Annotated in this window: 39 protein-coding genes and 1 tRNA gene; 4 read left to right on the top strand and 36 right to left on the bottom strand. The window is 72.0% G+C overall.

The genetic code is table 11. The annotated features are described in order from the left end of the window. Positions 1-65: 65 nt before the first annotated feature. From ABH931_RS30370 to ABH931_RS30305, 14 genes are all read right to left on the bottom strand, one after another. Positions 66-404, bottom strand: coding sequence for a hypothetical protein (locus ABH931_RS30370; protein ID WP_370120231.1), 339 nt, complete (start codon positions 402-404; stop codon positions 66-68). Then, positions 401-832: a hypothetical protein gene (locus tag ABH931_RS30365; protein WP_370120228.1), complete on the bottom strand. Its 432-nt coding sequence runs from the start codon at positions 830-832 to the stop codon at positions 401-403. Before ABH931_RS30365 ends, ABH931_RS30370 begins: the two co-directional genes overlap by 4 nt. Next, positions 829-1,407 carry a hypothetical protein gene (locus ABH931_RS30360; RefSeq protein WP_370120226.1) on the bottom strand — a complete coding sequence of 193 codons (579 nt, stop codon included), beginning with the start codon at positions 1,405-1,407 and terminating at the stop codon, positions 829-831. Before ABH931_RS30360 ends, ABH931_RS30365 begins: the two co-directional genes overlap by 4 nt. Next, positions 1,404-1,610 (bottom strand): hypothetical protein, encoded by a 207-nt coding sequence (locus ABH931_RS30355; protein WP_370120224.1) that lies wholly within the window; start codon positions 1,608-1,610, stop codon positions 1,404-1,406. Before ABH931_RS30355 ends, ABH931_RS30360 begins: the two co-directional genes overlap by 4 nt. Then, on the bottom strand, positions 1,610-1,993 hold the full coding sequence (locus ABH931_RS30350; protein WP_370120221.1) for a LuxR C-terminal-related transcriptional regulator: 384 nt from the start codon (positions 1,991-1,993) through the stop codon (positions 1,610-1,612). The genes ABH931_RS30355 and ABH931_RS30350 overlap by 1 nt, the downstream gene beginning before the upstream one ends. After that, the gene (locus tag ABH931_RS30345) at positions 1,990-2,346 is read right to left on the bottom strand and encodes a hypothetical protein (protein ID WP_370120220.1); all 357 of its coding nucleotides are present in this window, start codon (positions 2,344-2,346) and stop codon (positions 1,990-1,992) included. The genes ABH931_RS30350 and ABH931_RS30345 overlap by 4 nt, the downstream gene beginning before the upstream one ends. A gap of 2 nt (positions 2,347-2,348) precedes the next feature. Next, the gene (locus ABH931_RS30340) at positions 2,349-2,570 is read right to left on the bottom strand and encodes a hypothetical protein (protein ID WP_370120217.1); all 222 of its coding nucleotides are present in this window, start codon (positions 2,568-2,570) and stop codon (positions 2,349-2,351) included. Continuing rightward, on the bottom strand, positions 2,567-3,043 hold the full coding sequence (locus ABH931_RS30335; RefSeq protein ID WP_370120214.1) for an HU family DNA-binding protein: 477 nt from the start codon (positions 3,041-3,043) through the stop codon (positions 2,567-2,569). The genes ABH931_RS30340 and ABH931_RS30335 overlap by 4 nt, the downstream gene beginning before the upstream one ends. Next, positions 3,040-3,372 carry a hypothetical protein gene (locus ABH931_RS30330; protein ID WP_370120212.1) on the bottom strand — a complete coding sequence of 111 codons (333 nt, stop codon included), beginning with the start codon at positions 3,370-3,372 and terminating at the stop codon, positions 3,040-3,042. The genes ABH931_RS30335 and ABH931_RS30330 overlap by 4 nt, the downstream gene beginning before the upstream one ends. Before the next feature lie 53 nt (positions 3,373-3,425). Next, positions 3,426-3,497 (bottom strand) — tRNA-Ile (locus ABH931_RS30325). A 162-nt stretch (positions 3,498-3,659) separates the two neighbouring features. Next, positions 3,660-3,932 carry a hypothetical protein gene (locus ABH931_RS30320; RefSeq protein WP_370120209.1) on the bottom strand — a complete coding sequence of 91 codons (273 nt, stop codon included), beginning with the start codon at positions 3,930-3,932 and terminating at the stop codon, positions 3,660-3,662. Between the two features lie 3 nt (positions 3,933-3,935). Further along, complete coding sequence (locus ABH931_RS30315) at positions 3,936-4,079, bottom strand: hypothetical protein (RefSeq protein ID WP_370120206.1); 144 nt, start codon at positions 4,077-4,079, stop codon at positions 3,936-3,938. Then, positions 4,079-4,309, bottom strand: a complete 231-nt coding sequence (locus ABH931_RS30310; RefSeq protein WP_370120203.1) for a hypothetical protein — start codon at positions 4,307-4,309, stop codon at positions 4,079-4,081. The genes ABH931_RS30315 and ABH931_RS30310 overlap by 1 nt, the downstream gene beginning before the upstream one ends. Before the next feature lie 8 nt (positions 4,310-4,317). Further along, positions 4,318-4,713 (bottom strand): WYL domain-containing protein, encoded by a 396-nt coding sequence (locus ABH931_RS30305; protein WP_370120200.1) that lies wholly within the window; start codon positions 4,711-4,713, stop codon positions 4,318-4,320. A gap of 156 nt (positions 4,714-4,869) precedes the next feature. Between ABH931_RS30305 and ABH931_RS30300 the strand changes: the two genes are divergently transcribed. After that, on the top strand, positions 4,870-5,145 hold the full coding sequence (locus tag ABH931_RS30300) for a hypothetical protein (protein WP_370120198.1): 276 nt from the start codon (positions 4,870-4,872) through the stop codon (positions 5,143-5,145). 5 nt (positions 5,146-5,150) lie between these two features. Here ABH931_RS30300 and ABH931_RS30295 read toward each other — a convergent pair whose 3' ends face one another. The 21 genes from ABH931_RS30295 to ABH931_RS30195 all read right to left on the bottom strand — a co-directional run bounded on the left by ABH931_RS30295 (position 5,151) and on the right by ABH931_RS30195 (position 15,140). Continuing rightward, positions 5,151-5,903: a WhiB family transcriptional regulator gene (locus ABH931_RS30295; RefSeq protein WP_370120195.1), complete on the bottom strand. Its 753-nt coding sequence runs from the start codon at positions 5,901-5,903 to the stop codon at positions 5,151-5,153. After that, complete coding sequence (locus ABH931_RS30290; protein ID WP_370120192.1) at positions 5,900-6,280, bottom strand: hypothetical protein; 381 nt, start codon at positions 6,278-6,280, stop codon at positions 5,900-5,902. Before ABH931_RS30290 ends, ABH931_RS30295 begins: the two co-directional genes overlap by 4 nt. Further along, on the bottom strand, positions 6,277-6,690 hold the full coding sequence (locus ABH931_RS30285) for a hypothetical protein (protein WP_370120189.1): 414 nt from the start codon (positions 6,688-6,690) through the stop codon (positions 6,277-6,279). Before ABH931_RS30285 ends, ABH931_RS30290 begins: the two co-directional genes overlap by 4 nt. Further along, positions 6,687-7,181, bottom strand: a complete 495-nt coding sequence (locus ABH931_RS30280) for a hypothetical protein (protein ID WP_370120187.1) — start codon at positions 7,179-7,181, stop codon at positions 6,687-6,689. Before ABH931_RS30280 ends, ABH931_RS30285 begins: the two co-directional genes overlap by 4 nt. Then, the gene (locus ABH931_RS30275) at positions 7,178-7,444 is read right to left on the bottom strand and encodes a hypothetical protein (protein WP_370120185.1); all 267 of its coding nucleotides are present in this window, start codon (positions 7,442-7,444) and stop codon (positions 7,178-7,180) included. Before ABH931_RS30275 ends, ABH931_RS30280 begins: the two co-directional genes overlap by 4 nt. Further along, a complete protein-coding gene (locus tag ABH931_RS30270; RefSeq protein WP_370120182.1) occupies positions 7,441-8,313 on the bottom strand; it encodes a hypothetical protein in 873 nt (290 codons plus the stop codon). The genes ABH931_RS30275 and ABH931_RS30270 overlap by 4 nt, the downstream gene beginning before the upstream one ends. Beyond that, positions 8,310-8,552, bottom strand: a complete 243-nt coding sequence (locus tag ABH931_RS30265; RefSeq protein ID WP_370120180.1) for a hypothetical protein — start codon at positions 8,550-8,552, stop codon at positions 8,310-8,312. The genes ABH931_RS30270 and ABH931_RS30265 overlap by 4 nt, the downstream gene beginning before the upstream one ends. A gap of 48 nt (positions 8,553-8,600) precedes the next feature. Then, the gene (locus ABH931_RS30260; RefSeq protein WP_370120177.1) at positions 8,601-8,783 is read right to left on the bottom strand and encodes a hypothetical protein; all 183 of its coding nucleotides are present in this window, start codon (positions 8,781-8,783) and stop codon (positions 8,601-8,603) included. Beyond that, positions 8,780-9,529, bottom strand: coding sequence for a helix-turn-helix domain-containing protein (locus ABH931_RS30255; protein WP_370120175.1), 750 nt, complete (start codon positions 9,527-9,529; stop codon positions 8,780-8,782). The genes ABH931_RS30260 and ABH931_RS30255 overlap by 4 nt, the downstream gene beginning before the upstream one ends. 58 nt (positions 9,530-9,587) lie before the next feature. Continuing rightward, positions 9,588-10,415, bottom strand: a complete 828-nt coding sequence (locus ABH931_RS30250) for a YfdQ family protein (protein ID WP_370120172.1) — start codon at positions 10,413-10,415, stop codon at positions 9,588-9,590. Beyond that, on the bottom strand, positions 10,412-10,792 hold the full coding sequence (locus ABH931_RS30245) for a hypothetical protein (RefSeq protein WP_370120169.1): 381 nt from the start codon (positions 10,790-10,792) through the stop codon (positions 10,412-10,414). Before ABH931_RS30245 ends, ABH931_RS30250 begins: the two co-directional genes overlap by 4 nt. Beyond that, positions 10,789-11,016, bottom strand: coding sequence for a hypothetical protein (locus ABH931_RS30240; protein WP_370120167.1), 228 nt, complete (start codon positions 11,014-11,016; stop codon positions 10,789-10,791). The genes ABH931_RS30245 and ABH931_RS30240 overlap by 4 nt, the downstream gene beginning before the upstream one ends. After that, a complete protein-coding gene (locus ABH931_RS30235) occupies positions 11,013-11,396 on the bottom strand; it encodes a WhiB family transcriptional regulator (RefSeq protein ID WP_370120164.1) in 384 nt (127 codons plus the stop codon). The genes ABH931_RS30240 and ABH931_RS30235 overlap by 4 nt, the downstream gene beginning before the upstream one ends. Beyond that, entirely contained in the window at positions 11,386-11,634 is a 249-nt protein-coding gene (locus ABH931_RS30230; protein WP_370120161.1) for a hypothetical protein, read from the bottom strand. The genes ABH931_RS30235 and ABH931_RS30230 overlap by 11 nt, the downstream gene beginning before the upstream one ends. After that, the gene (locus tag ABH931_RS30225; protein WP_370120158.1) at positions 11,631-11,861 is read right to left on the bottom strand and encodes a hypothetical protein; all 231 of its coding nucleotides are present in this window, start codon (positions 11,859-11,861) and stop codon (positions 11,631-11,633) included. Before ABH931_RS30225 ends, ABH931_RS30230 begins: the two co-directional genes overlap by 4 nt. Continuing rightward, the gene (locus tag ABH931_RS30220) at positions 11,861-12,634 is read right to left on the bottom strand and encodes an ERF family protein (protein ID WP_370120155.1); all 774 of its coding nucleotides are present in this window, start codon (positions 12,632-12,634) and stop codon (positions 11,861-11,863) included. Before ABH931_RS30220 ends, ABH931_RS30225 begins: the two co-directional genes overlap by 1 nt. Continuing rightward, positions 12,631-13,662: a YqaJ viral recombinase family protein gene (locus ABH931_RS30215; RefSeq protein WP_370120153.1), complete on the bottom strand. Its 1,032-nt coding sequence runs from the start codon at positions 13,660-13,662 to the stop codon at positions 12,631-12,633. Before ABH931_RS30215 ends, ABH931_RS30220 begins: the two co-directional genes overlap by 4 nt. Beyond that, positions 13,659-13,850, bottom strand: coding sequence for a hypothetical protein (locus ABH931_RS30210; protein WP_370120150.1), 192 nt, complete (start codon positions 13,848-13,850; stop codon positions 13,659-13,661). The genes ABH931_RS30215 and ABH931_RS30210 overlap by 4 nt, the downstream gene beginning before the upstream one ends. Beyond that, positions 13,847-14,392, bottom strand: a complete 546-nt coding sequence (locus ABH931_RS30205) for a hypothetical protein (protein WP_370120148.1) — start codon at positions 14,390-14,392, stop codon at positions 13,847-13,849. The genes ABH931_RS30210 and ABH931_RS30205 overlap by 4 nt, the downstream gene beginning before the upstream one ends. A gap of 79 nt (positions 14,393-14,471) precedes the next feature. Beyond that, positions 14,472-14,633, bottom strand: a complete 162-nt coding sequence (locus ABH931_RS30200) for a hypothetical protein (RefSeq protein ID WP_370120145.1) — start codon at positions 14,631-14,633, stop codon at positions 14,472-14,474. 24 nt (positions 14,634-14,657) lie between these two features. Further along, positions 14,658-15,140, bottom strand: a complete 483-nt coding sequence (locus ABH931_RS30195; RefSeq protein WP_370120142.1) for a helix-turn-helix domain-containing protein — start codon at positions 15,138-15,140, stop codon at positions 14,658-14,660. 254 nt (positions 15,141-15,394) lie between these two features. Between ABH931_RS30195 and ABH931_RS30190 the strand changes: the two genes are divergently transcribed. From ABH931_RS30190 to ABH931_RS30180, 3 genes are all read left to right on the top strand, one after another. Further along, positions 15,395-15,793, top strand: coding sequence for a winged helix-turn-helix transcriptional regulator (locus ABH931_RS30190; protein WP_370120140.1), 399 nt, complete (start codon positions 15,395-15,397; stop codon positions 15,791-15,793). A gap of 191 nt (positions 15,794-15,984) precedes the next feature. Further along, complete coding sequence (locus ABH931_RS30185) at positions 15,985-16,251, top strand: hypothetical protein (protein WP_370120137.1); 267 nt, start codon at positions 15,985-15,987, stop codon at positions 16,249-16,251. Further along, positions 16,241-17,638: a tyrosine-type recombinase/integrase gene (locus ABH931_RS30180; protein ID WP_370120135.1), complete on the top strand. Its 1,398-nt coding sequence runs from the start codon at positions 16,241-16,243 to the stop codon at positions 17,636-17,638. Before ABH931_RS30185 ends, ABH931_RS30180 begins: the two co-directional genes overlap by 11 nt. An 82-nt stretch (positions 17,639-17,720) precedes the next feature. On the opposite strand, the gene ABH931_RS30175 is transcribed toward ABH931_RS30180, so the two are convergent. Next, positions 17,721-18,737 (bottom strand): GlxA family transcriptional regulator, encoded by a 1,017-nt coding sequence (locus tag ABH931_RS30175; RefSeq protein WP_370120132.1) that lies wholly within the window; start codon positions 18,735-18,737, stop codon positions 17,721-17,723. Positions 18,738-18,857: the final 120 nt, after the last annotated feature.

The raw sequence follows: 18,857 nt of genomic DNA, 5'->3' as shown, positions 1-18,857 counted from the left end.
CCGCGCGGGCGCGGGCTGGGGATCCGGGGGCGGCAGCAGGACGTGCTCCCAGTGGGGCGGCCGGTTCACGGCTGGCTGCCGTCGAGGAGCAGCTGCTCGACCGGGGCCGCGACCGGAGGCTCCGGCTTGGGAACGCCGAGCTTGGTCCGCAGGCGGGCGACGGTCTCCCAGACGCCGGAGTAGGTGAAGCCGACCGCCCGCAGGTAGGTGGCGGCCGCCTCGACGAGGTCACCGGTGAGCGCCTTCTCGTCGAGCGGGGCCACGGAGATGCTGGAGTGCTCGAGGATCTGCTCGCGGGAGTAGCCGGTGCGGAGCAGGATCAACGCGGCGGCTTCGCGGACGATGCGGGTCGTGCGGCGGACGGTGACGCGCTGGCCACACGTGCGGCAGGTGTGGGCGTTCACCGCTGCTCGCCCTCGGTGCGCACGGGCGCGGGCTGGCCGGCGGCCATCTCCCGCAGTGTCCGGGCGCACTCGCGGACCATGTCGCACGAGCCCTTGCCGCACGCGCCGTTGAAGTGGTCCAGCACGCGGGACTCGACGTGGTCGGCGATGGCGTCCAGTGCCGCCGCGCCCTCCCGCAGCGCCAACGCCCGGGTCTCGATGCGCTCGAGGTGCATGGCCAGGATCTGCGCGACACCCTCCTGCACGGCGCTCTGCAGCTCCGCGAGCGCCACCACCCGGGGGTGGCTGGTGCCGGCCGCGCTACGCAGCCGGTCGACCTCGGCGATCAGCGCGGCCACGTCCTGGCGGTGGAAGTGCCACGGCCCTGATGTCTCGACCTCCGCGCGGAGGATTTCCAGGCGCTCCTCGACGCTGAACGGCCCCGTCATCGGGCACCGGCCTGCCCCGCGGCGAGGACCCGGCGGCCGAGGTCGGTGACCGTGACCGGTCGTCCCCGCTGCGGGTCGTGGTCGCCGAGCTTCACCAAGGCGTCGCCGACGTCCGTGCCGAGCAGGCGGTCCAGCGCCGGGCGGGACACACCGTTGCCGGGCCTCGTGAACTCCCGGTAGACGTAGACCGGGTCGCCGTCGGCCTCGGCGGCGGCGAACCGCTGTAGGTAGCCGAGCCCGGCCTTCGTTACCGTCGGCAGCTCGGGCGTGGCCGTCTCGGCCAGCACCTCCGCCTCGACCTGCTCGACCGGGGCCGCGGGCGCGTCGATCACCGCGATGGTGAACGAGCCCGCCTCCCGCTCGCCGGCTAGCACCAGGCCGCGCATCTCCTCGAGATTGACCGCTACCTCGACGTAGCGGGAGCCGAGGTAGCGGCGGACATCACGGTGGATCTCCTGGGCGAGCTCGTCCACGTCGGCGGCGCGCAATTGGTACGGCGGCGGCGCGGGCGGCGAGTCGGGCCGCTTCGACCCGTGACGGCCGACACGCTCGTAGGTGATCTGGTAGAGCGTCATCGTGCCCCCCCGGCCCAGCGCGACGGTGCGCGGTGGCGGCCGGTGCCGGCCGCGAGGATCTGGTTGCACTCGCGCAGCCACTGGCCGGTCGAGCGGTCCGGCTGCTCCGGGATGACGGGCGTCTGCAGGTGGGTGGGCCAGATGCAGCGGCCGACCACGGCGAGGACGAGGACGAGGGCCATGACGATGGCGGAGCCGGTCACTAGCGGCGAACCTTCCGAACGGGGCCCGGCACCGGAGTGCCCAGGCCGTAGCGGGTGATGAGGGCGGCGGCGTGGTTGCCGTTGCGTGCGCCCAGCGCGGCGTAGAGGTAGCGCAGGTGGGTCTTGACGGTGTTCGGGGCGAGGAACAGGGCGCCGCTGATCTCGTCGACGGACAGGCCGTCGGCGAGCAGCGCCCCGATCTGCCGCAGCCGCGGGCTGAGCGCCACGACGGGGTCGGGGAGTGCCGGGGCGGCGGGCTTCTCCTCGCCGAGGCTGTCGGTGACGGCCGTTGCGAGTCGGACCGCGAGCCACGGGGCGAGCGGCCGCCCGACGGCGACGGCGGCGCGGACGAGGGCGCGTTCGACGACGAGGCTGCGGGTCACGGGGTGCCTCCGAGGTCGCCGGCCGGGTGGTGGATGCGGTCGTAGAAGTCGGGGTGCTGCAGCTCGTCGACCAGGTGCTGCTGCTCCGGGTGTGCCTGGGTGGGCAGGCGGCGGATCGCGCGGCGCACCCGCTGGTGGTGGATCCGGTCGCGGAGGGCGTGCCAGGTCTTCACGGCGGCGAGGATCGGCGCGATCAGGAGGATCACCGAGCGGACCAGCGTCCGAGTCGCACCGGCCGGGAGCTCCTCGCGGGTGTCGTCCCAGAACCACACCAGGCCGTCCGCGATGAACGCGATCGACAGCCCGTACCCGAGCAGCGTCCCGAAGATCAGCGTGAGGCTGAACGCGATCATGGCTACTCCACCCCCGTCAGGACGCGCGCCTTGATGCGGTCCTGGGTGGGAGAGGCCTGGACGGTCAGCTCGCTGATCGCGTCGACCAGCGCCAGCATCGCGTGCGCCGACGCCTCCAGGAGGAACGACAGGTCCTCCGGGGTGCCGCGGTCTTCGGCGTTGAGGCCCTCGGCTTCGGCGAGCATGGCGCGGGCCTGGGCGGTGTGCTCGTCGCGGGCGGTCATCGGGCACCGGCCTTGCGGGGCGCGCGGACGGCCTTGGCCTTCGCCTCGGCGCGCAACGCAGCGGCCTCACGGCGGGCTCGCGGCGATCCGGCCGGCGCGGGCATGTTGCTGCGTCCGCCGGTGATGGAGCCCTTAGGGGCCTTGCGCACGGTGGGGCCGGTCTTGGGGAGCTTCTTCGCGCCGGAAACGAGGTCCTTGAAGCCCTGGCCGGGGCGGAAGCGGGGGACGCGGGTGGCCTTGACGCGGACCTTGTCGCCGGTCTGGGGGTTGCGGGCGCGGCGGGCGGCGCGGTCGACGGCCTCGAAGGTTCCGAAGCCGGTGATGCTGACGTTTCCGCCCTCGGTGACGGTGCGGGTGATGGTGTCGAGGACGGCGTCGACGGCCTCGGTGGCGGCGCGGAGGGCGGCGGTCTTGGAGGGGTGGTCGCCGCCGAGGCGCTTGGCGACGGCTTCGATGAAGAGGGCCTTGTTCATGCTGCGGTCTCCTTGGGGGTGAGGGTGAGGTTGTGGCGCTGGGCGTAGTTCTCGGCGTTCTCGGCGGAGCGCCGCTCCATGTGGGCCGTGAAGTCGACGTAGCCGTAGGCGAGGTAGGTCACCGGGCCGAAGGTGACCTCGGTGGAGCAGTTGCCGTGCTCGTCGGTGGCCAGGTCGGTGCCGAGGTGCTCGGCGAGCTGGCGGACGGGCGCGTTGGAGTGCAGCGGGACGAGGAACTGTCGGCTGGTGGGGGCGGGGATGTCGGGGTTGAGCGTGAGCCAGTCGACGAGCTGGCGGAGGCCCTGGATGAACTGCTCGCGTTCGGTCATGATCTGGGCCCTTTCTGGGTGGTGGTTTGGGGGTTTCTGCTGGTCATTTGGGGTACCTCCGGCGGGTGTCGATCCCGCTGCCTGAGCCTTATAAGGGCCCTGCTCTGCCGTTGAGCTACGGAGGCTGGTGCCGCACCCCTGGAGGGGAGGTTGGGGTGCGGCGGTGGCCGCGCCTCTGCGGGGGATCAGAGGGGGCCGGTGGGCGGCGGCCTGTCCGCTGCCGCCCGTTGGGTGGTCGTGGCCGGGGACGGGGGGAAGACTCACCCGGCCACGACCGGCTCAGGGGGTCACGCGCCGGGGTCCAGGATCGGCGCGAGGCGCACGATGTAGCTGGTCTTCGCCCATCGGTTGGTCCGGGGGTTCCTGGCCATCAATCGCCAGGCCTGACCCGCATCGTCGACCTCGTCCCACCGGAACTCCCGCTGACTACCGTCGTCGTAGTTGTGCTGACGCTCGCGGCCCTGGGCGTACGCCTTGACGGCGTCCAGGTCACGGCTGACGGCGGCCGGGAACTCGCCGAGCAGCGCCACGTAGGTGAGCGGGGTGGTGACCTCGACCATGGGTCAGTCCTCCGGGGGGTCGTAGTCGTCGGCGTCGTTCTCGAGGTAGGCGCAGCGCGCCGAGCAGCAGCCGCGCAGGCCGCCGTTGGCGGGGAGCGGGTTGTCGCAGAAGAGGCAGCTCTTCAGGACCGTGAGCACCTGGGGCATCAGGCACCGGCCTCGTGCTTGCGGGCCTGCGCGGCGCGGGCGGCCGTGCGGGCGGAGGCTCGGACCAGTGCCTCCCGGTCGGAGGGCCTCAGCTCGGCGAGGAATGCCACGACGGCAGCCAAGTGGAACTGGTCCACGCCCGGGATCGGGTGGAAGGTTGCCAGTTCGAGGTGCGCGTGAACCTTGGTGTCGAGGTCGACGGGGATGGTGGCGAGCTCGATGAGGGACATGCGGTCTCCTAGGCGGCGAGGAGGTCGGTGAGGAGCTGGGTGCGCGCGGCGGGCGTGACGGTCGCCGGGGTGAGGGCCGCGACGCGGGCGGTGGCGGCGGCGAGACCGTGCCCGGCCGGGCGGGGCGCGACGGCCGCGACCGGGACGACGTAGCCGGTGGTGTGGACCGTGTAGGCGTCGATCCGGTCCAGCCGCCACGTCCGCAGCTCGCCCGAGGCCCGGTCCATCGCCTTGATCAGCACGTCGCCGGCCTTCGAGGTGGTGACGTCGGTGATCTCGATCGTGCGGACCGTCTCCGACCCGTCGGCCTTGGTGTAGGTGAGGGTCACGGCGCGGCGGCGGTCCCAGGCGCGGATCAGCCGGTTGAGGGTCTGCTCGCTGGTCTCGCGGCTGGTACGGAACACAACGGCCTCCCCTGGGTTGCGGGCCGCTCCGTGCTGCCCAACAACTCCAGTGTTGCAACCTTGAGTTGCAACGTCAAGATGCATCGTTAAGTTGCATCCATTAATTCGGGGGAAGCCTTCTACACACGTTGCAACCTGCCGTGGCATCCTTTGGCCATGGCCGCACAAGATCCCCAGCAAGCAGCCCGCGACCGCCTGACTGAACTCTCGGCCGCCTACACGGCCGCCGACGAGCAACTGGCTGCGGCCCGCGAAGCGCTGAACGCCGAGATCGTGAGCGTTCTCAAGGGCAAGGTCCTCGGCCCGTCCGAGGTCACCCGACTCGTCCCCTACGAGCGCCAGCACGTCGGCCGCATCGCCACCGCCGGCGGCGTGCCGCCGCTGCGGAAGGCCACCGTGGTCAGCAAGAAGGCGGCCGAGGCGGGGGAGTAGCCGGCTCACGCTGCGCCCCGGTCCCGCCAGGCCTGCACGATCGTCTGCGGCAGTACCCCGGCGTCCGGCACCTGCAGGCCCTGCTCCCGCGCCCAGGCCCGCACCACGCTCGGTGTGTAGTCCCGCTGCGGCTTCGCCTTCGCGGCCGCTGGCCGGAGTTCCTTCGCGCGGGCGTCGAGTGCGGCCAGGCGCTCCCGCAACTGCGCGGCCTCGTTCTCGAGGGTGGCCAGCTCGGCGTCGGCGGCGTGCCGCTGCCGGATTACGGCGAGCGCCGTCGCCGCGGTCTGGGCGAGCTTCCGCAGCGCCGGGTCGTTGTGCCGTTCGGCCCAGGCGAGGAGGTCGAGGACCTGGCCGAGGGGCTCGGGCTCGACGGTGATGGTCGGCTGCTCGACGGGTTCGGGCATCGTGGGTTCCTTCCTGGGCTTGCGTGGTGGGCGCGGTGCGGCTGGTGGATTGTCGTGGTGCTCTTCGTCGAGGAAGCGGCGGAGGGCGGCGATGGTCACGGCGTCACGTCCGGGTGAGATGTCGGTGCGCTGTCGGAGTGCGCGGCGCTCGCGGGCGGTCAGGCCGCCGCGCACGCCCTGGTCCTGGTGCGGCGGGGTGGCGAGGGCGTCGGCGAGGCACTCGGCCCGGACCGGGCAACCGACGCAGTACGTCGCGATGGCGCGCTGCTGGCCCTGTGCGCTCTCCGCGTGGAACAGCGGTGATGGCGTGTCGGCGCATGCGGCGTTGTCGAGCCAGAAGCCGGTGGCGATCACGGGTCGCGGCCCTCGAGGTAGCCGAGCACCCCGGTGTACGCCGGACGCGGCCGGAGCGGCTGCACGCCGAGGATGTGCGCCATCAGACCCTCGTAGAGCTGCGACGGGATGAGATCCCGCTGCGGGGGCGGCTCAGTGGTGCGTACGAGGCCGCACTGGTAGCACGCAGCGCCTACCTTCCCGCCGCCGTTGCCCCGGCAGATGGGGCACGGCGCGTCGGGGTCGATCATCTCGGCGCAGTGGCAGCCACACCCGCAGGTGCCGTCGTCGGCGGCGTTGTAGAGCACCGCAGCGGCCTCACGACGGATCTCGAGCTCGTAGGCGTCGAGGACCTCGGCCGGGACGCCCAGCGCTTCGAGATCCTGACGGGCGCTCACGAGGCCACCGCCTGATACTCCGAGTTGTAACGGCGCCCCAACCGGGCCGCGCCCGCCATGTGCCGTGTGCACACCGCCTGCCAGCCCGCGCCGACGTACCAGCGCCAACCGACCGTCGGGCGCACCGTGACGCAGCCGTCCCGGTAACAGGCCGTGCTCTCGCCGGTGGGGCGCTCGGGCGGCAGGTCGGTCGCGTCGGGGAGGGGCTTCTGCGGGTGCGTCGTGTAGGCCGGCGTGCGGAACGGGTCTGCCGGGTTCACGGCCTGTGCGGCGCTCCAGGCCTGGGCGGCGCGGGCGGCGACGGCGGCCTGGGCGCGGACGTGCGCGACGGAGAGCGGAAGGTGCGCCGTGTCGGCGTGCCGGAGCAGCGCTGTTCGGATGGCGTCATCGAGGGTCTGGCGCGACATCATCGTGCACCCCCATCCTCGCGTCGGCGCGCGAGCGCGGCCTGCGCCTCGGGCGCCAGCCGGACCTCGGTCGGGACCATCGCCTCCAGCTGCTGCTCCGACAGCCCCACCTCGCGGTACGGCTTCTCGGGCAGCGGCTCGCCGGTGCGCATCGCCCACCAGCCCGCGCAGACCAGCGCGCCGAGCGGCAGGCCGTTGAACATCGCGGTCGGCATGTAGGCGCCGGTGGTGGTCACGGGCAGGCCCTGGTGGCAGAAGAAGGGCTCGTCCTCGGGGAGCTGGGCACCGTTCGCCTCGAGCTCGGGCGAGCCTGCGCGGAACGCGCAGTCCGCGCACGCTGCCCGCATCACGCCGGGCGGCCGCGGTGCGCGCTCGGCACCACCGTCCGGCGAGTCGGTGAGGCTGGTGCCGGCGCAGTGGAGGCACTTCTCGCCGGGGCCGGTGTAGCCGCCGACGCAGTACGGGCACCTGTACGGGAAGATGCTCAGGCTCACGGCCGCTCACCGCCCATGTAGCGGGCGTACAGGCGGATCTTTCCGTCGACGGTGCGCTGCGTGGCCTCGAAGCTGCCTGCGGGCTGGCAGGTCGCGAAGATGCCGCGCCGGATCCTGAAGCCGATTTTCCCCGAGAGGGTGGCCTGCGTGATGGGGTAGGTGCCGAGCCTCACCCAGCGGCCCGGGTAAGACTTCATCTCCGTCAGCTTGGCTGCGTAGACGTGGCGCGGCTCGGGGGTGGGTTCTTCGAAGTCAAGGCTCACAGCTGGCTCCCGGGGTAGCCGGGGCAGCGGAACGGGTCGACGACACCCCACGTGCAGGTGTGCGGGCCGTGAGGCGTCTTGGCGGCGCACCAGCCCTCCGGCTCCGGGGCCGCGGCTGCGGGCTGGTGGGCGCGGACGAAGTCCGCCGCGTCCTCGAGGCAGCGCCGCTCCAGCTCCGTCAGGCCCGCAGCCGTTCGGGCGTGCTGCAGCAGCTGCTCGGCAACGCGGGCCACGGCTTGCTGGCAGCACAGCCCGGTAGCGGGCCCGTTCAGCGTCACGGCCGCAGGCGCCGGGTCGGTGTTGCGCCAGCCGCACGTGAGCCCCTGGTGGATGCCGGAGTGGCCGGCCGCGCGCTCGCACCGCTCGTTGTCCCGGATCGCGGGGCAGCGCGGCGGGGCGTCGTCCGCGGCCGCGCGCGGGCCCGGCACCGGCGCGACGACGAGGTCGTGCGGCTTGCGCCAGGGGCAGGTGTCGCCGCAGTGCGGGTGCGTGCACATCCTGCTGGAGCAGTCGGGGTGTCGCTGCTGGCCGGGGTCGCTAGTTGAGGCCGCTGCGTTGGCCTGGGGGAGGGGTGCCCATTCGAAGCCGGCGGCGGTGTGGATGCCGCGGTGTCCGTGCTGGCGGTCGCAGCGGACGTGGCCTCGGCCGGTGGGTCCGAAGTGGTGGTGGCTGGTGCATCGGGTGCTGGGCTTGGGCTGCTCGAGGAGCTGCTGGTCGTCGAGGACGGCGGGGAGCAGTCTGGCGATGCCGGTCCACATCGTGGCCATGGTGACGGCGGCGTCGAGTGCTGTGGGGTTGGCGGTGGCGCGGGTCTCGGCGTGCTTGGCCCACTGGATGGCGTGCTGGGTGGCTTCCTGGCGGGTGGTCACTTGGCGCCGCCGAAGGTCCAGCCGGGGTCGGTCATGAAGTAGCGGTTGGAGGGCCATTCCCGGGTGTAGGTGGGCTCCATGCCGGTGGCGTTGGTGGGTGCTGCGGGGGTGGCGATGGTGAAGGTCAGGATGCCGTCGACGCCGTTGAGGGCGACGCCGATGATCTGGCCTTCGATGGGGCCGAGGCGCAGCGCGTCGGCGAGCAGCCGGGTGCTGACGCGGAGGGGGATGTTGGTCACGGGTGGCTCCTGGGGCAGGCGGGTCGTGTGTGGCGTTCTGCGGGCCGTTCAGGGCTCGCGGCGGACGAGTTGTCGCGGACCCCCGGGTTCGTCGGCGAGAGGCGGCGTTTTGTCGCGCCTCGGGGGCCTGGGGGGCTTCGGGTGGATGAGCGCGGAGAGGATTCCGACGGCGACGACCGCGCAGATGATCACGAAGGGGGCGAGGGTCAGCGCGATGACCTGCCGGGTCATGACGCGCCCCGCTTGCGGTCGCGTTCGGCGGCGCGGGCGGCCCGGTACTCGTCGGGCGGCTCGGGCACGGCGGCGAGGAGCGGTGGCTGGATCGGGGCCGGCTTCGGCTTCGCGCGCGCCCGTCCTGTGGGTGGTTGCTGTACCTCAGCCATGTCTTGGTCGGGGTGGTGGTCACCTACCGCAGGTAGGTGGGTGGTGGTAGGAGCGTCCACGGACGCTTTCCGGACGGCGTCCACGGACGCTTTCCAGGGGCGTCCACGGACGCTTTCCGGATCGTCTGGAAGGCGTCCGTGGACGCTTTCCGGAACACAGTCCACGGACGCTTTCCGGACGGCGTCCACGGACGCTTTCCGGCGGGCCTTCTCCTGCCTCGACTCCCCAAACCAGTCGAGCGCCGCCGCCCACTCCAACCGGCCCACCGGCATCAGCAGCTGATACACCGGCGACTGGTTCGGCCTGCGCCTGCGCTGCAGCACACCCAGGCCGACCAGCACCCGCACCGCCCGCGACACCGTCTCCACCGAGCACCCGGCCAACGCGGCGATCGTCTCCCGCTCCGGATACGCGCCGCCCCCATCGCTGTCGGCGAACGACGCGATCCAGTTCCCGACCGTCCCGACCAGCGCCAGATGCCGCAACTGCCGCGCGCTCAACTGCTCACGCAGCTGCGGGCGCAGCACCTCGGCGCGCAACGCGAGGATCCACGCGGCCTTCGGCGACTGGATCGGGCGGTCTTTCACGGGCACGTCAGCTCTCTCGGGTGCGGAACGGAGGGCATCAGCGGGCGCCGGGCCCGCAGGCGTGTCAGGACGGCGCGCCGTTCATCACCTGGTAGTCGATCCGCGACTGCAGGTCCCCGACGACGTCGTCGAACGCCGCGCGCAGCACGTTGTCGGGCCGGTCGAGGCGGTAGCCGAGCTTCAACTGGCCCTCGCCCTCGATCCGGTACCGGAACCGCGCGGTGACCCGGTACGGGGCGCTGCCCTCGAACGGCACCAGGCCGATCTCGAAGGTGTCCGGGATCGTCAGCTGGCCCTTCTGCCCCGCCCGGGCCTGCACCGTCTCGACGTACTCGAGCTGCCGCTGACCCGACGCCAGCCGCGTCCCGGACTTGAAGTCGACCTTCGTCGCGGCCTGGATCGACTGCGCGACCTCAAGCATCTCCGCCGCCGGCGGCGCCACCAGCTCGGCGCAGTGGTCCTCGAGGTGCTCGGCGAACTCCGTCTGGGACAGGAGGCGCCCGTGGTGGGCCATCCAGGCCTGCCACTCCGGGGTCTTCCGCAGCTCGAGGACCAGCCGGTGACCGCCCCACCGCGCGGCGTCCGGCCGGTGCGCGTCCAAGACCGCGGTGACGGCCAGTCGCTGGGCGTCGGCGTACACCTCGGAGTGCTCGTCGCAGTGCTTGCCGAAGTACTCGAAGAACGACGGCACGTCCCACACCCTTGTGGTGCCCGTCTTCCGGGCCGGGGCGGTGCGGTACTCGTCGCCGGTCAGGTCGACCTTGTGGACGCCGGCCGGGGTGTGGAAGGCGTGGACATGCCCGGTCTCGAGCCGGTGCGGGGCCGCGCTGCGCAGGGCGGTGTCGATGATGGCCTGCGCGTCGGCCGGGATGGAGTGCAACTCGGTGGTCATGCGTTCCTCAGCTCGGTGGTGTGGGTCGGGGCGATGCGGAAGTCCAGGCCCAGCTGGCGCGGGTCCTCCCGCACGGGGTTGCCCTCGGAGTCGACGAAGAACAGGGCCTTCGGCGCGGCGGCCTTCGGGGCCTTGAGAGTGGAGTCGAACGCGATCGAGATCGGGGAGCCGTCGACGGCGCTGGTCGGCTCCACCACGATCGACACGACCAGCGAGCCCTTCTTGCCGTGGGCGGTAACGGCCTCGATCAGCTGGTGCAGCTCCGTCGACAGCTCCTCGTGGGTGCGGCCGTTGAGGTGCTCGACCAGGACGACGGCCAGCTCCTTCACGCTCGGGGAGTCGTCGAGGATCTCGCCGGTCTGGCGGTCGACCTTCATGGGGGTTCCTTTCCTTGGGCGGCTTCGCGGGCGAGCCGCTGTTCGTAAGCGCGTTCGGCGCACACCTTGTGGGCGGGACGGCCCGGCACCGCCGCCTGCCCCGGCTTGCGCGGCCGCGCGGTGTCGTCCCGCAGGTGCGTCGGCAGGAGGCAGTACCGGCACAGCAGGTCGATCGAGTCCCAGTGCCAGGGCGGGGACCAGTCGAACGTCACCACCGCGGTCACGCGGTTGCCGGCAGGCCGACCGTGGTGGCCCGGGCGGCGGCCACGGCCGCGCGGCTCCTGGCGATCTGCCGGGACCGGGCCTCCATGGCGGCCGCCCGGGCCGGGTTCAGGCGCGCCCACAGCTCGTAGCGCTCCCGGGGGTTCGCGCCGCCGAACACGCCGAACCGTCCGTCGAGCGAGCGGTCGCCCTCGTCGGCCAGGGCCTGGCGCAGGCATGCCGCCTGCAGCGCGGCCGGGCAGTCGCTCAGGCAGATCCGGGCGGCCTGCGAGACGCGGTGACCGGTGCCCGGGGGCTGGATGTCCGAGGCGTCGTGCCACAGGTCCGGGTCGGCGCCGGGCTGGCGGCAGGCCGCGAGGGACCAGTCCAGGTCACTGGCCATCGCGCACCGCCTCGACGGGGATGACCTTGCCGGAGTACATCGGGTGACGGCGGGCCTTCGGCGGCTCGGGCCGGTAGTGCAGGCCCAGCATCCACAGCAGCTCGTCCTCCTCCACGCGGCTGGTGGTGTGGTGCAGGACGGAGCGGACCGCTGCCGCCCGCTCCGTCGCGCTGTTCGTGGACAGCGGCAGCGACTCGGCGTCGTGGTTGACGACCTCCATCTGCGGGACGAGCGTCACGGCCGCCCACCCCGGTCCCACAGCTCCACGTCGCGGCGCAGCTCGGCCAGCGCGAGACGGACCCGCGTCAGATCGGCGTCCAAGCCGCTGGGCAGCTCGGACTCGACCAGGGCGGCGAACCGGTGCGCGGCGCGGCGCTCGCGCCGCCACTCCAGGGCGCCCCAGCACAGGCAACCGGCCACGACCACGACGACCATCACGGTCAGCACCTCGGCGAGGCTGTCCATCACTGCCCACCCCGCTCCTGGTACAGGCGGGTGCCGAGCGCCCACAGGGTCTCCATGTCGCCGGTCTCGTTCTGGACCTTGATGCCGCTGAGGTGGAACTGCCGCAGCTCGTCGGCGATCTGGTACAGCCGCTCGGCCGAGGTCTTCGGGTTGACCATCTCGTCGCGGTACTGCTCCGGGGACTTGACCTGCGGCGCGTCCCCACGGTCGACGTGCGCGCTGTCCGGGTCCGGGTCGCCGGTCGGCACCATCGCGGCCGTCAGCAGGAACACGCGCAGCGCCACGGACTGGGCCTTCGCGGTCCCCTTGTCGGCCGAGTCCAGTGCCTCGCCAGCAGACTGCAGTTGGCCGGCCAGCACGTCGCCCTGCGGGCCCATCACGGTCCACGTGACCACGACGGTGCATTCGCGCTGCAGCTTCTTGTTGCCGTTCACGAAGTCGCGGTACTTCGCCTCGACCTTCGTCGGCAGGACCAGGACGCCGTGACGGCGCAGCGCGGGGGCGAACGCGTTCACCGTGCGGTCGACGCCACGGAAGTTGTAGTGCGTACCGGGAGCGTTGTAGACCTCGCTCTTCCCGATCTTCCGAATGTCGGCCATGACGCGGGACCAGGCCACGTGGACCGGCACGGCGTCGGGTTCGGCGTCGGGGGCTTCGTAGTCGGCGCCGAGGTCCTGGATGCCGACCTGCGGAGCCTCGGGCTCCGGCGTCACCGGGGCCGGGGCGGCGGGCTGCTGGGCTGCTGCGGCGGCGCGCTCGGACAGGCTGCTCATGCCGCGTGCTCCTTCCGGACTCGTTGCGGGATCGACAGGCGGTCGCTGGTGGTGTGGGTGACGCAGTCCGCGTAGGCGTCGGGCCAGCGCTCGGCCAGCCTCGCGACGTCGGTGGTGCTGCGGGTCGACTGCTCGATGGAGTACGCGGGCTTGTCGCCCAGGACGGCCATCTGCGCCGGGCCCAGCGCCGCGACCATGCGCGCGTAGGCGGCCTTCTTCGCCAGCTCGGCCGCCTTGGCGTCCGCGCAGGCGTCGAGGTAGTCCGACAGCGCCTCCTGCGCCTCGCCGTCCCGGTCGATCCGCACGATGCCGTCCCGGTCCGGGTGCAGGCGCTGGTACAGCTCGAGGAGGGCGTCCGGCGGCTGGTTCTCGTCGGCCGGCGGCGGCTGCCGCAGCTGCACGCGCTGCCACAAGGTCCCGGCCTCGGCGAGGATGTAGTCGACGAGCTGGGTGTGCTCGGAGCGGCGGACGGTGTACTGGCGGTAGTCCTGGCCGCCGATCAGGCAGACGACGTGGATGTGCTCGAGGCCGGTGACGATGATCTGCCACAGCACCTGGGCCAGCACGTCGTCCGGGGGCCCGGCCCGCCACAGCTTCGCGACGAACGCGTTGCGGGTCTTCACCTCGAGCGCGCACTGGGCGTGCCGGTCGCGGTCGAGCGGGCACTCGGCGCAGAGACGGTCCAGCGTGCACTGCTGCCAGGGCTCTGTCTCGTTGGCGATCAGGCCGACGCGGGAGACGACGGTGCTGTTTCGGCGGGCCCAGTCGAGCGCGAGGGGCTCTTCGAGGACGTTGCCGAAGTGCGCCGCCTCGGACCACTGGCCGTCGTCGACGGGCAGGTCACCGACCTTGTCGTGGTAAACGTGCAGCGGGGTGCGGAAGTTGGAGACCTGCATGACGGCGGGGATGTCGCTGGAGCCGAGTCCCCGCCGACGGTCGCCGAGCCACAGGCTGCGCGGGGCGTCGGCGGGGAGCACAAGGAGGCCGGTGGGGGTGACGCGGGCGCCGGAGTAGGTGAGGGTGCTCATTCGGTCACCTCGGGCGTCTGGGCGGGGCCGGGCTGCTTGGCCGCCGGGCACGGCTCGAGGCGGTAGCGGTAGTGCGCGGCGAGGTCGGCCTGGCCGAGGGCTTCGGCGGCCGTCAGGGCGCGCATGAGCGCCATGCGGTGCTCGTCGGTGACGGCGTGCCGGATCTGGCAGTAGCAGGCGCTGGTCACGACGCCACCGCCTCGACGGTCTCCGGCGGGACGGGGGTCTCGACCGGGGCCTCGGCCACCTGCTGCGGCGCGGCCTCCGTGTCGGGGATCGGCGTCCAGCACGTCACGACCACGTCGATGCCCTCGATAACCGTCGCCAGGTGCGCGTACTCCTGCGCCGGAACCGGGAACCCGGCCGCCGAGTCGTGCGCGGAAACCTGCTCGACCGCGAGCTGGCCGCCGAACACGCGCTGGTAGGCCGTCAGGGCCTCGGCGCCGCCGTCGAGGAGGGTCAGGTCGAGCATGGGGGAGCTGTAGGCGTGGCCCTCCCAGACCTTGGGCAGCGGCAGGCCCGGCGTGGCGAGGATCCGCTGCAGGACGCGGTGGGCGTGGAGGGCGCGGGCCCGATCCGGGTCGAACACGGGCTGCGGCGGGGCGGCGAGCGGCGCGGCCGCGAGCGGGGTGACGACCGGCATCGTCACGGTCGTCTCGCTGTCGCCGGCCGGGGCCGGGTTCTGCTCGACCACCGGCAGAACAGCGGTGGTGTCGGTACTCTCGGACATCGTCTGGGTCCCTTTCCTGTGGAGTGGTGGGGATCTGCTGCCGCCCCCGTGTTGTGTCCGCCGGGGGCGGCCTTTGCTTTCAGGCCGTGGCGTCGGTGCAGCGCTTGCAGGGCAGCTGCCGGTGGTGCTCGGGGCAGGTGTCGTTGCGGGCGGGCTCGTAGCGCACGGCGGGGCCGTTGAGGCGGCGCAGCGTGCGCTGGGCGTCGCGGGAGACCTTGCGGAGGGTGTAGCGGGGGCGCATGCGGGGACTCCTGGGGTGGCGGGTTCAGGCGGCCTGGCGGACGGTCTCGAGCCAGGCGAGGACCTTGGTGTAGAAGAAGCGCGGCGTTCCGCCGACCCACTCGGTCGGGAACGGCGTTGCGGTGTCGCGGTACTCGCGCCGCTGGTCGTCGACCCACGACGGGCTCTTGCCGAGGAGGTCCGCCAGCCGCTGCCGCTTGATCATCGGCTCGTGCATGTCGACGACCGCGTCGGTCGAGCCAGACGTTTTACGTGTAGAAGTAGAACCTTCGGCCGTGAAGAACTCCGCCACGGGGCGGCCGAGGGCCTCCGCGGCCAGCTGGGCCGCCCGCTCGGAGAAGTGCTCCCGGCCGGACTTGCCCGTGCTCACCATCTGGCCGACCGAGGCCTGCGAGATGCCTCGGCCGTCGGGGTCGATGCCGACCGTCGCGCGAGCGAGTGCCGGGATCGACAGGCCTGCCTCGGCCATGGCCGAGCGGAGTGGCTTGCCGCCGTCCCTGCGTCTCATCTGGTGTTTCTCCTTCCGTGGCATGTGCCGGGTGGCCGGATCTGGGGGGTGTTCCGGATCGGCTTCTGCCATATCTACGTTCTACACGTAGAAGGTAGAGCCGTCAACACCCGTCGCGCGCCCAAGGTTTCATTGCTGGTGGGGCCGGTGGGGCGCACGTGTCGGCACTGGTGCGCCCCCGGAAGCTTCTACTTCTACACGCCAAAGAGGCGCGCAGATTGGCATATGTAGAAGGGGGTGGCGATACTTGCCCCGTGACCATCAATCGCGACGACGCCATCAGGGCCGAGGGTGAAGACCTCGCTGCCTTGATCCTGCGCGTCATCGACGAGAACCCCGGCCTCAGCCAGAAGGGCATCGCCGAGAAGTCCGGCATCCCCCTGGCCACGATCAACGCCTGGGTCACCCGCCGCAGAGGCACCTCTGGCCGCATCGACCCAGACTCGCTGCGCAAGCTCGCCGCGGTGCTGCCGAAGACGACCGTGAAGCAGGTCTTCGAGTCCACCGGCCGGCGCGCGCCGGCGAACCTGGACCAGGAGCGGGAGAAGAAGCTGCTGCGGTTGTGGCGTCAGATGGACGCTCAGCAGCAGCGCAGCGTCCTGGATATGGTCGAGGTGATGGTGCGCCAGCCCAAGGGGCGCGCGGCAGAGTAGCAGGCGTCGCGTACGCCTAGGGCGCGCGCCCCCAGCGCGACCAGCGGAAACGTTGAAGCCTACACATTTTCTTTCAGATTCCGACGCATTCTCTTACCGGCATATGCCACGAAGCGATAGCGTCGACACTCCCGCTGTCCCCTCCAGCAGCGGACCCTCCACACCACTCGTGCGACCCTTGGGACCCACCCATGTGCATCCGCATCCGTGTGGTCGACGTGTGTCCGCGCCCCGTGGCCTGGGACCCAGACGAACAGGCCGTCATCATCAGACGCGGCACCCACCCGCCGACCGCACTCACAGAGACCCACCTGATCCTCCGAGACCTCGACGCGCCGCCCGGCCCGGTCCTCCTGTGCCACTGCGGCGAACCCATCCCCCTGCCACCCCTGCTCGCCGGCCTCGAACTCACCGAGGTCCCCGTCGTCACCATTCGGGCGGTGGCCCATGGGGCGTAGAGCCACCAACAACCCCCGCAAGCGCGAATCCAAGGCATGCGGCTGCCCCGACTCCACCGCAAAGTTCCGCCCCGGCACGAAGCCCACGCGCAAGGCAGACGCCTGCATCTGCTCCTGGCAGTACCGCTACGACGGGCCCGACGGCCGCGAGCGAGCTCTCAACCGGCCCACATACGACGAGGCCAAGGAAGCTGGCGAGGCGACGAAGGTCGCGATCCGCGAGCGCCGCTGGATCGACCCCGACCGCGGCGACATCACCATCGACCAGCTCTGGGCGATCTGGTGGCCCCTGCAGAAGAAGAAGGGCCTCAACGCCCGCCTCGGCGACGAGAGCATGTGGCGCACCCACGCCCAGTCGCACTGGGGCCACTGGAAGGTCTGGGCCATCGGCCACGCCGAGGTGCAGGCCTGGGCCAACGACCTCGCCGGGCCAGAGGACGACGACGGCGACTGCCAGGGCCCACTCATGCCCTCCAGTGTCCGCCGGGTCTTCGCGCTCCTGGACGGCATGCTCGCGTTCGCGGTCGTCGACAAGCGCCTCACGTTCAACCCGTGCGACGGTGTCCGGCTGCCGACCGTGCGCAAGCCCCACCCGGAGGACCGCAAGCCGCCGACCGTCCTGCAGCTGCGCCGCGTGCGCCGTGCGCTGCCCGCTTACTACCGGACCCTGCAGCTGGTCGCGCAGGAGACTGGACTGCGGTGGGGCGAGCTGATCGGGCTGCGCGCGTGCTGGGTCGACCTCGACGCGGCCCGGATCCACGTCCGGGAGGTGATCGTGTCCGAGCGCGGCCACCAGCGCCGCAAGCGCTACCCCAAGAGCGACGCCGGGTTCCGCACTGTGCCGCTGACCCCGCGGGCGGTCGGCGCGCTGCGCCGACACATGGAGCAGGTGAGGCCGGCCACGACGCGCACGGAGCCGAAGTCCGGCATGCACGGCGAGGAGTTGCTGTTCCGCGGTCGCCGCGGCGGCTACGGGGCGCGGCGTGGCGAGGTCATTCCTCTGGGTGAGGAGACGTTCAAGCGGGTGTGGCACAGGGCGATCCAGGACGCGGGGGTCGCGCGCGTCACGGTGCGGCAGTTGCCGGATGGGAAGACGCGGCGGAAGCTGTGGCCGAACTTCCACTCACAGCGCAAGACGTTTGCGTCGACGTTGCACGCGCTGGGGGCGCCGGAGGCCGTGGTGCAGGAGGTGTTGGGGCATGAGCGTGCGGGGGAGGTCACGTGGCTGTACACCTTCGCGGCGCGGGATGTGGCGGGGCAGGTGTATGCGGCGTTGACGGACAAGAAGGCACGTCAGGGGCCATTTCTGCGGGTGGTGGGCGAGTCCGGAATTAGTCCGGAAACTCCTACGCATCGGAGCGCATTCACGCGCAGTCGTGCGATGTAGAAGGTAGAAGGTCCAGTTCGCGGAATGCTGCTTCACCTGGGGGAGTCTCCAGGCGAAGCAGTGTTTCGTGATCACGAACCGATCATGACCGCGAAGTAAAGCTTGGATTTGAAGTGGAATGTCCCATTTCCATCTGCGCGCCGCGCACCGCCCCCGGCGTCGTGCCGAGCCGCCTGCGCAGCAGTGTGGCCACAGTGGTGCCGTTCTCGTAGCCGACGCGCCGGGCCACGGCGTCCAGCGGGAGGTCCGTGGTGCGCAGCAGGTGTACCGCCTGCTCCAGGCGGATCTGCTGAGCGAAGCGCACCGGCGTCACGCCGAGGACGGCGCGGACGGTGCGCTGCAGGGTGCGTTCGCTCACGCCGAGTTCGCGCGCGGTCTCGGCGAGGCGCAGCGGCTGCTCCAGTCGCCCGCGCAGCCTGCGCTCGAAGGCGTCCACCAGCGGCTCGGTCCGGGCCAGATGGCCAGGGATGGCGTAACTCGCCTGGCTGGGACGGGAGTCCAGGATGAGGTAGCGGGCCGTGAGCTCGGCCAGGGCCGGACTGGCCGAGCGGACCAGGGCCAGGGCGAGATCGAGGTGTGCGAGCGCGGCGCCGGCCGTGGTCACCCCGGGTGTCTCGACGACCATGCGCGACTCGTCCAGGGCGACGCGCGGATAGCGCCGACGGAAGGCCGGCGCCAGCCACCAACTCGTCGTCGCGGGGCGGCCGTCCAGCACCCCGGCCTCTCCGAGCAGAAAGGTCCCGGCACAGGCCGCCGCCAGAGCCGCACCCTCGGAGCGGGCCCGGAGCACCGCCTCGCGGGCCGGGGCGGCGTCGGCGGAGGCCACCCACGTCGTCAGCTCCTCGGCGCGGGGGTACCAGATCCCGGGCGTGACCAGCAGGTCCGTCGGTCCCGCCGCCTCCGGGGAGACCGTGTCGACGGTGTGGCCCGCCGCCGTGCGGACCTGTCCCCGGCCGCCGGGGGCGACGCAGCGCACCCGCCACCTCGGCGGCGGCGTCGGCAGTTCGCCGCGCAGCGCGTCGGCGGTGCGCAGCACGTCGAGGACGGCGGCCAGGCCGGAGTCGAAGACGCCGTCGACCACCAGGACGGAAACCCTCATGACCGCACCCTCATGACCGCACCCTCATGACGGAAATGGTAAAGGATCCGTCGGATCCGCCACTACGGCGGCGGGTGGCCGCGTCCCTAGCGTGGGGTGGGCGACGATCACCGTCGCGCC

It is taken from the genome of Streptacidiphilus sp. MAP12-33, assembly GCF_041261265.1.
Taxonomy (GTDB): Bacteria; Actinomycetota; Actinomycetes; order Streptomycetales; family Streptomycetaceae; genus Streptacidiphilus.
This window is presented reverse-complemented; position numbering and strand designations above follow the sequence as displayed.

What these genes read in the sequence shown, in the direction of transcription:
- ABH931_RS30215 (WP_370120153.1), bottom strand. Translation starts at nt 13,662, where the DNA reads ATGAGCACCCTCACCTACTCCGGCGCCCGCGTCACCCCCACCGGCCTC.
- ABH931_RS30315 (WP_370120206.1), bottom strand. Translation starts at nt 4,079, where the DNA reads ATGCCCCAGGTGCTCACGGTCCTGAAGAGCTGCCTCTTCTGCGACAAC.
- ABH931_RS30245 (WP_370120169.1), bottom strand. Translation starts at nt 10,792, where the DNA reads ATGAAGGTCGACCGCCAGACCGGCGAGATCCTCGACGACTCCCCGAGC.
- ABH931_RS30260 (WP_370120177.1), bottom strand. Translation starts at nt 8,783, where the DNA reads ATGACCCGGCAGGTCATCGCGCTGACCCTCGCCCCCTTCGTGATCATC.
- ABH931_RS30250 (WP_370120172.1), bottom strand. Translation starts at nt 10,415, where the DNA reads ATGACCACCGAGTTGCACTCCATCCCGGCCGACGCGCAGGCCATCATC.
- ABH931_RS30220 (WP_370120155.1), bottom strand. Translation starts at nt 12,634, where the DNA reads ATGAGCAGCCTGTCCGAGCGCGCCGCCGCAGCAGCCCAGCAGCCCGCC.
- ABH931_RS30300 (WP_370120198.1), top strand. Translation starts at nt 4,870, where the DNA reads ATGGCCGCACAAGATCCCCAGCAAGCAGCCCGCGACCGCCTGACTGAA.
- ABH931_RS30340 (WP_370120217.1), bottom strand. Translation starts at nt 2,570, where the DNA reads ATGACCGCCCGCGACGAGCACACCGCCCAGGCCCGCGCCATGCTCGCC.
- ABH931_RS30200 (WP_370120145.1), bottom strand. Translation starts at nt 14,633, where the DNA reads ATGCGCCCCCGCTACACCCTCCGCAAGGTCTCCCGCGACGCCCAGCGC.
- ABH931_RS30195 (WP_370120142.1), bottom strand. Translation starts at nt 15,140, where the DNA reads ATGAGACGCAGGGACGGCGGCAAGCCACTCCGCTCGGCCATGGCCGAG.
- ABH931_RS30365 (WP_370120228.1), bottom strand. Translation starts at nt 832, where the DNA reads ATGACGGGGCCGTTCAGCGTCGAGGAGCGCCTGGAAATCCTCCGCGCG.
- ABH931_RS30205 (WP_370120148.1), bottom strand. Translation starts at nt 14,392, where the DNA reads ATGTCCGAGAGTACCGACACCACCGCTGTTCTGCCGGTGGTCGAGCAG.
- ABH931_RS30310 (WP_370120203.1), bottom strand. Translation starts at nt 4,309, where the DNA reads ATGTCCCTCATCGAGCTCGCCACCATCCCCGTCGACCTCGACACCAAG.
- ABH931_RS30175 (WP_370120132.1), bottom strand. Translation starts at nt 18,737, where the DNA reads ATGAGGGTTTCCGTCCTGGTGGTCGACGGCGTCTTCGACTCCGGCCTG.
- ABH931_RS30345 (WP_370120220.1), bottom strand. Translation starts at nt 2,346, where the DNA reads ATGATCGCGTTCAGCCTCACGCTGATCTTCGGGACGCTGCTCGGGTAC.
- ABH931_RS30235 (WP_370120164.1), bottom strand. Translation starts at nt 11,396, where the DNA reads ATGGCCAGTGACCTGGACTGGTCCCTCGCGGCCTGCCGCCAGCCCGGC.
- ABH931_RS30225 (WP_370120158.1), bottom strand. Translation starts at nt 11,861, where the DNA reads ATGGACAGCCTCGCCGAGGTGCTGACCGTGATGGTCGTCGTGGTCGTG.
- ABH931_RS30285 (WP_370120189.1), bottom strand. Translation starts at nt 6,690, where the DNA reads ATGATGTCGCGCCAGACCCTCGATGACGCCATCCGAACAGCGCTGCTC.
- ABH931_RS30180 (WP_370120135.1), top strand. Translation starts at nt 16,241, where the DNA reads ATGGGGCGTAGAGCCACCAACAACCCCCGCAAGCGCGAATCCAAGGCA.
- ABH931_RS30360 (WP_370120226.1), bottom strand. Translation starts at nt 1,407, where the DNA reads ATGACGCTCTACCAGATCACCTACGAGCGTGTCGGCCGTCACGGGTCG.
- ABH931_RS30320 (WP_370120209.1), bottom strand. Translation starts at nt 3,932, where the DNA reads ATGGTCGAGGTCACCACCCCGCTCACCTACGTGGCGCTGCTCGGCGAG.
- ABH931_RS30335 (WP_370120214.1), bottom strand. Translation starts at nt 3,043, where the DNA reads ATGAACAAGGCCCTCTTCATCGAAGCCGTCGCCAAGCGCCTCGGCGGC.
- ABH931_RS30330 (WP_370120212.1), bottom strand. Translation starts at nt 3,372, where the DNA reads ATGACCGAACGCGAGCAGTTCATCCAGGGCCTCCGCCAGCTCGTCGAC.
- ABH931_RS30185 (WP_370120137.1), top strand. Translation starts at nt 15,985, where the DNA reads ATGTGCATCCGCATCCGTGTGGTCGACGTGTGTCCGCGCCCCGTGGCC.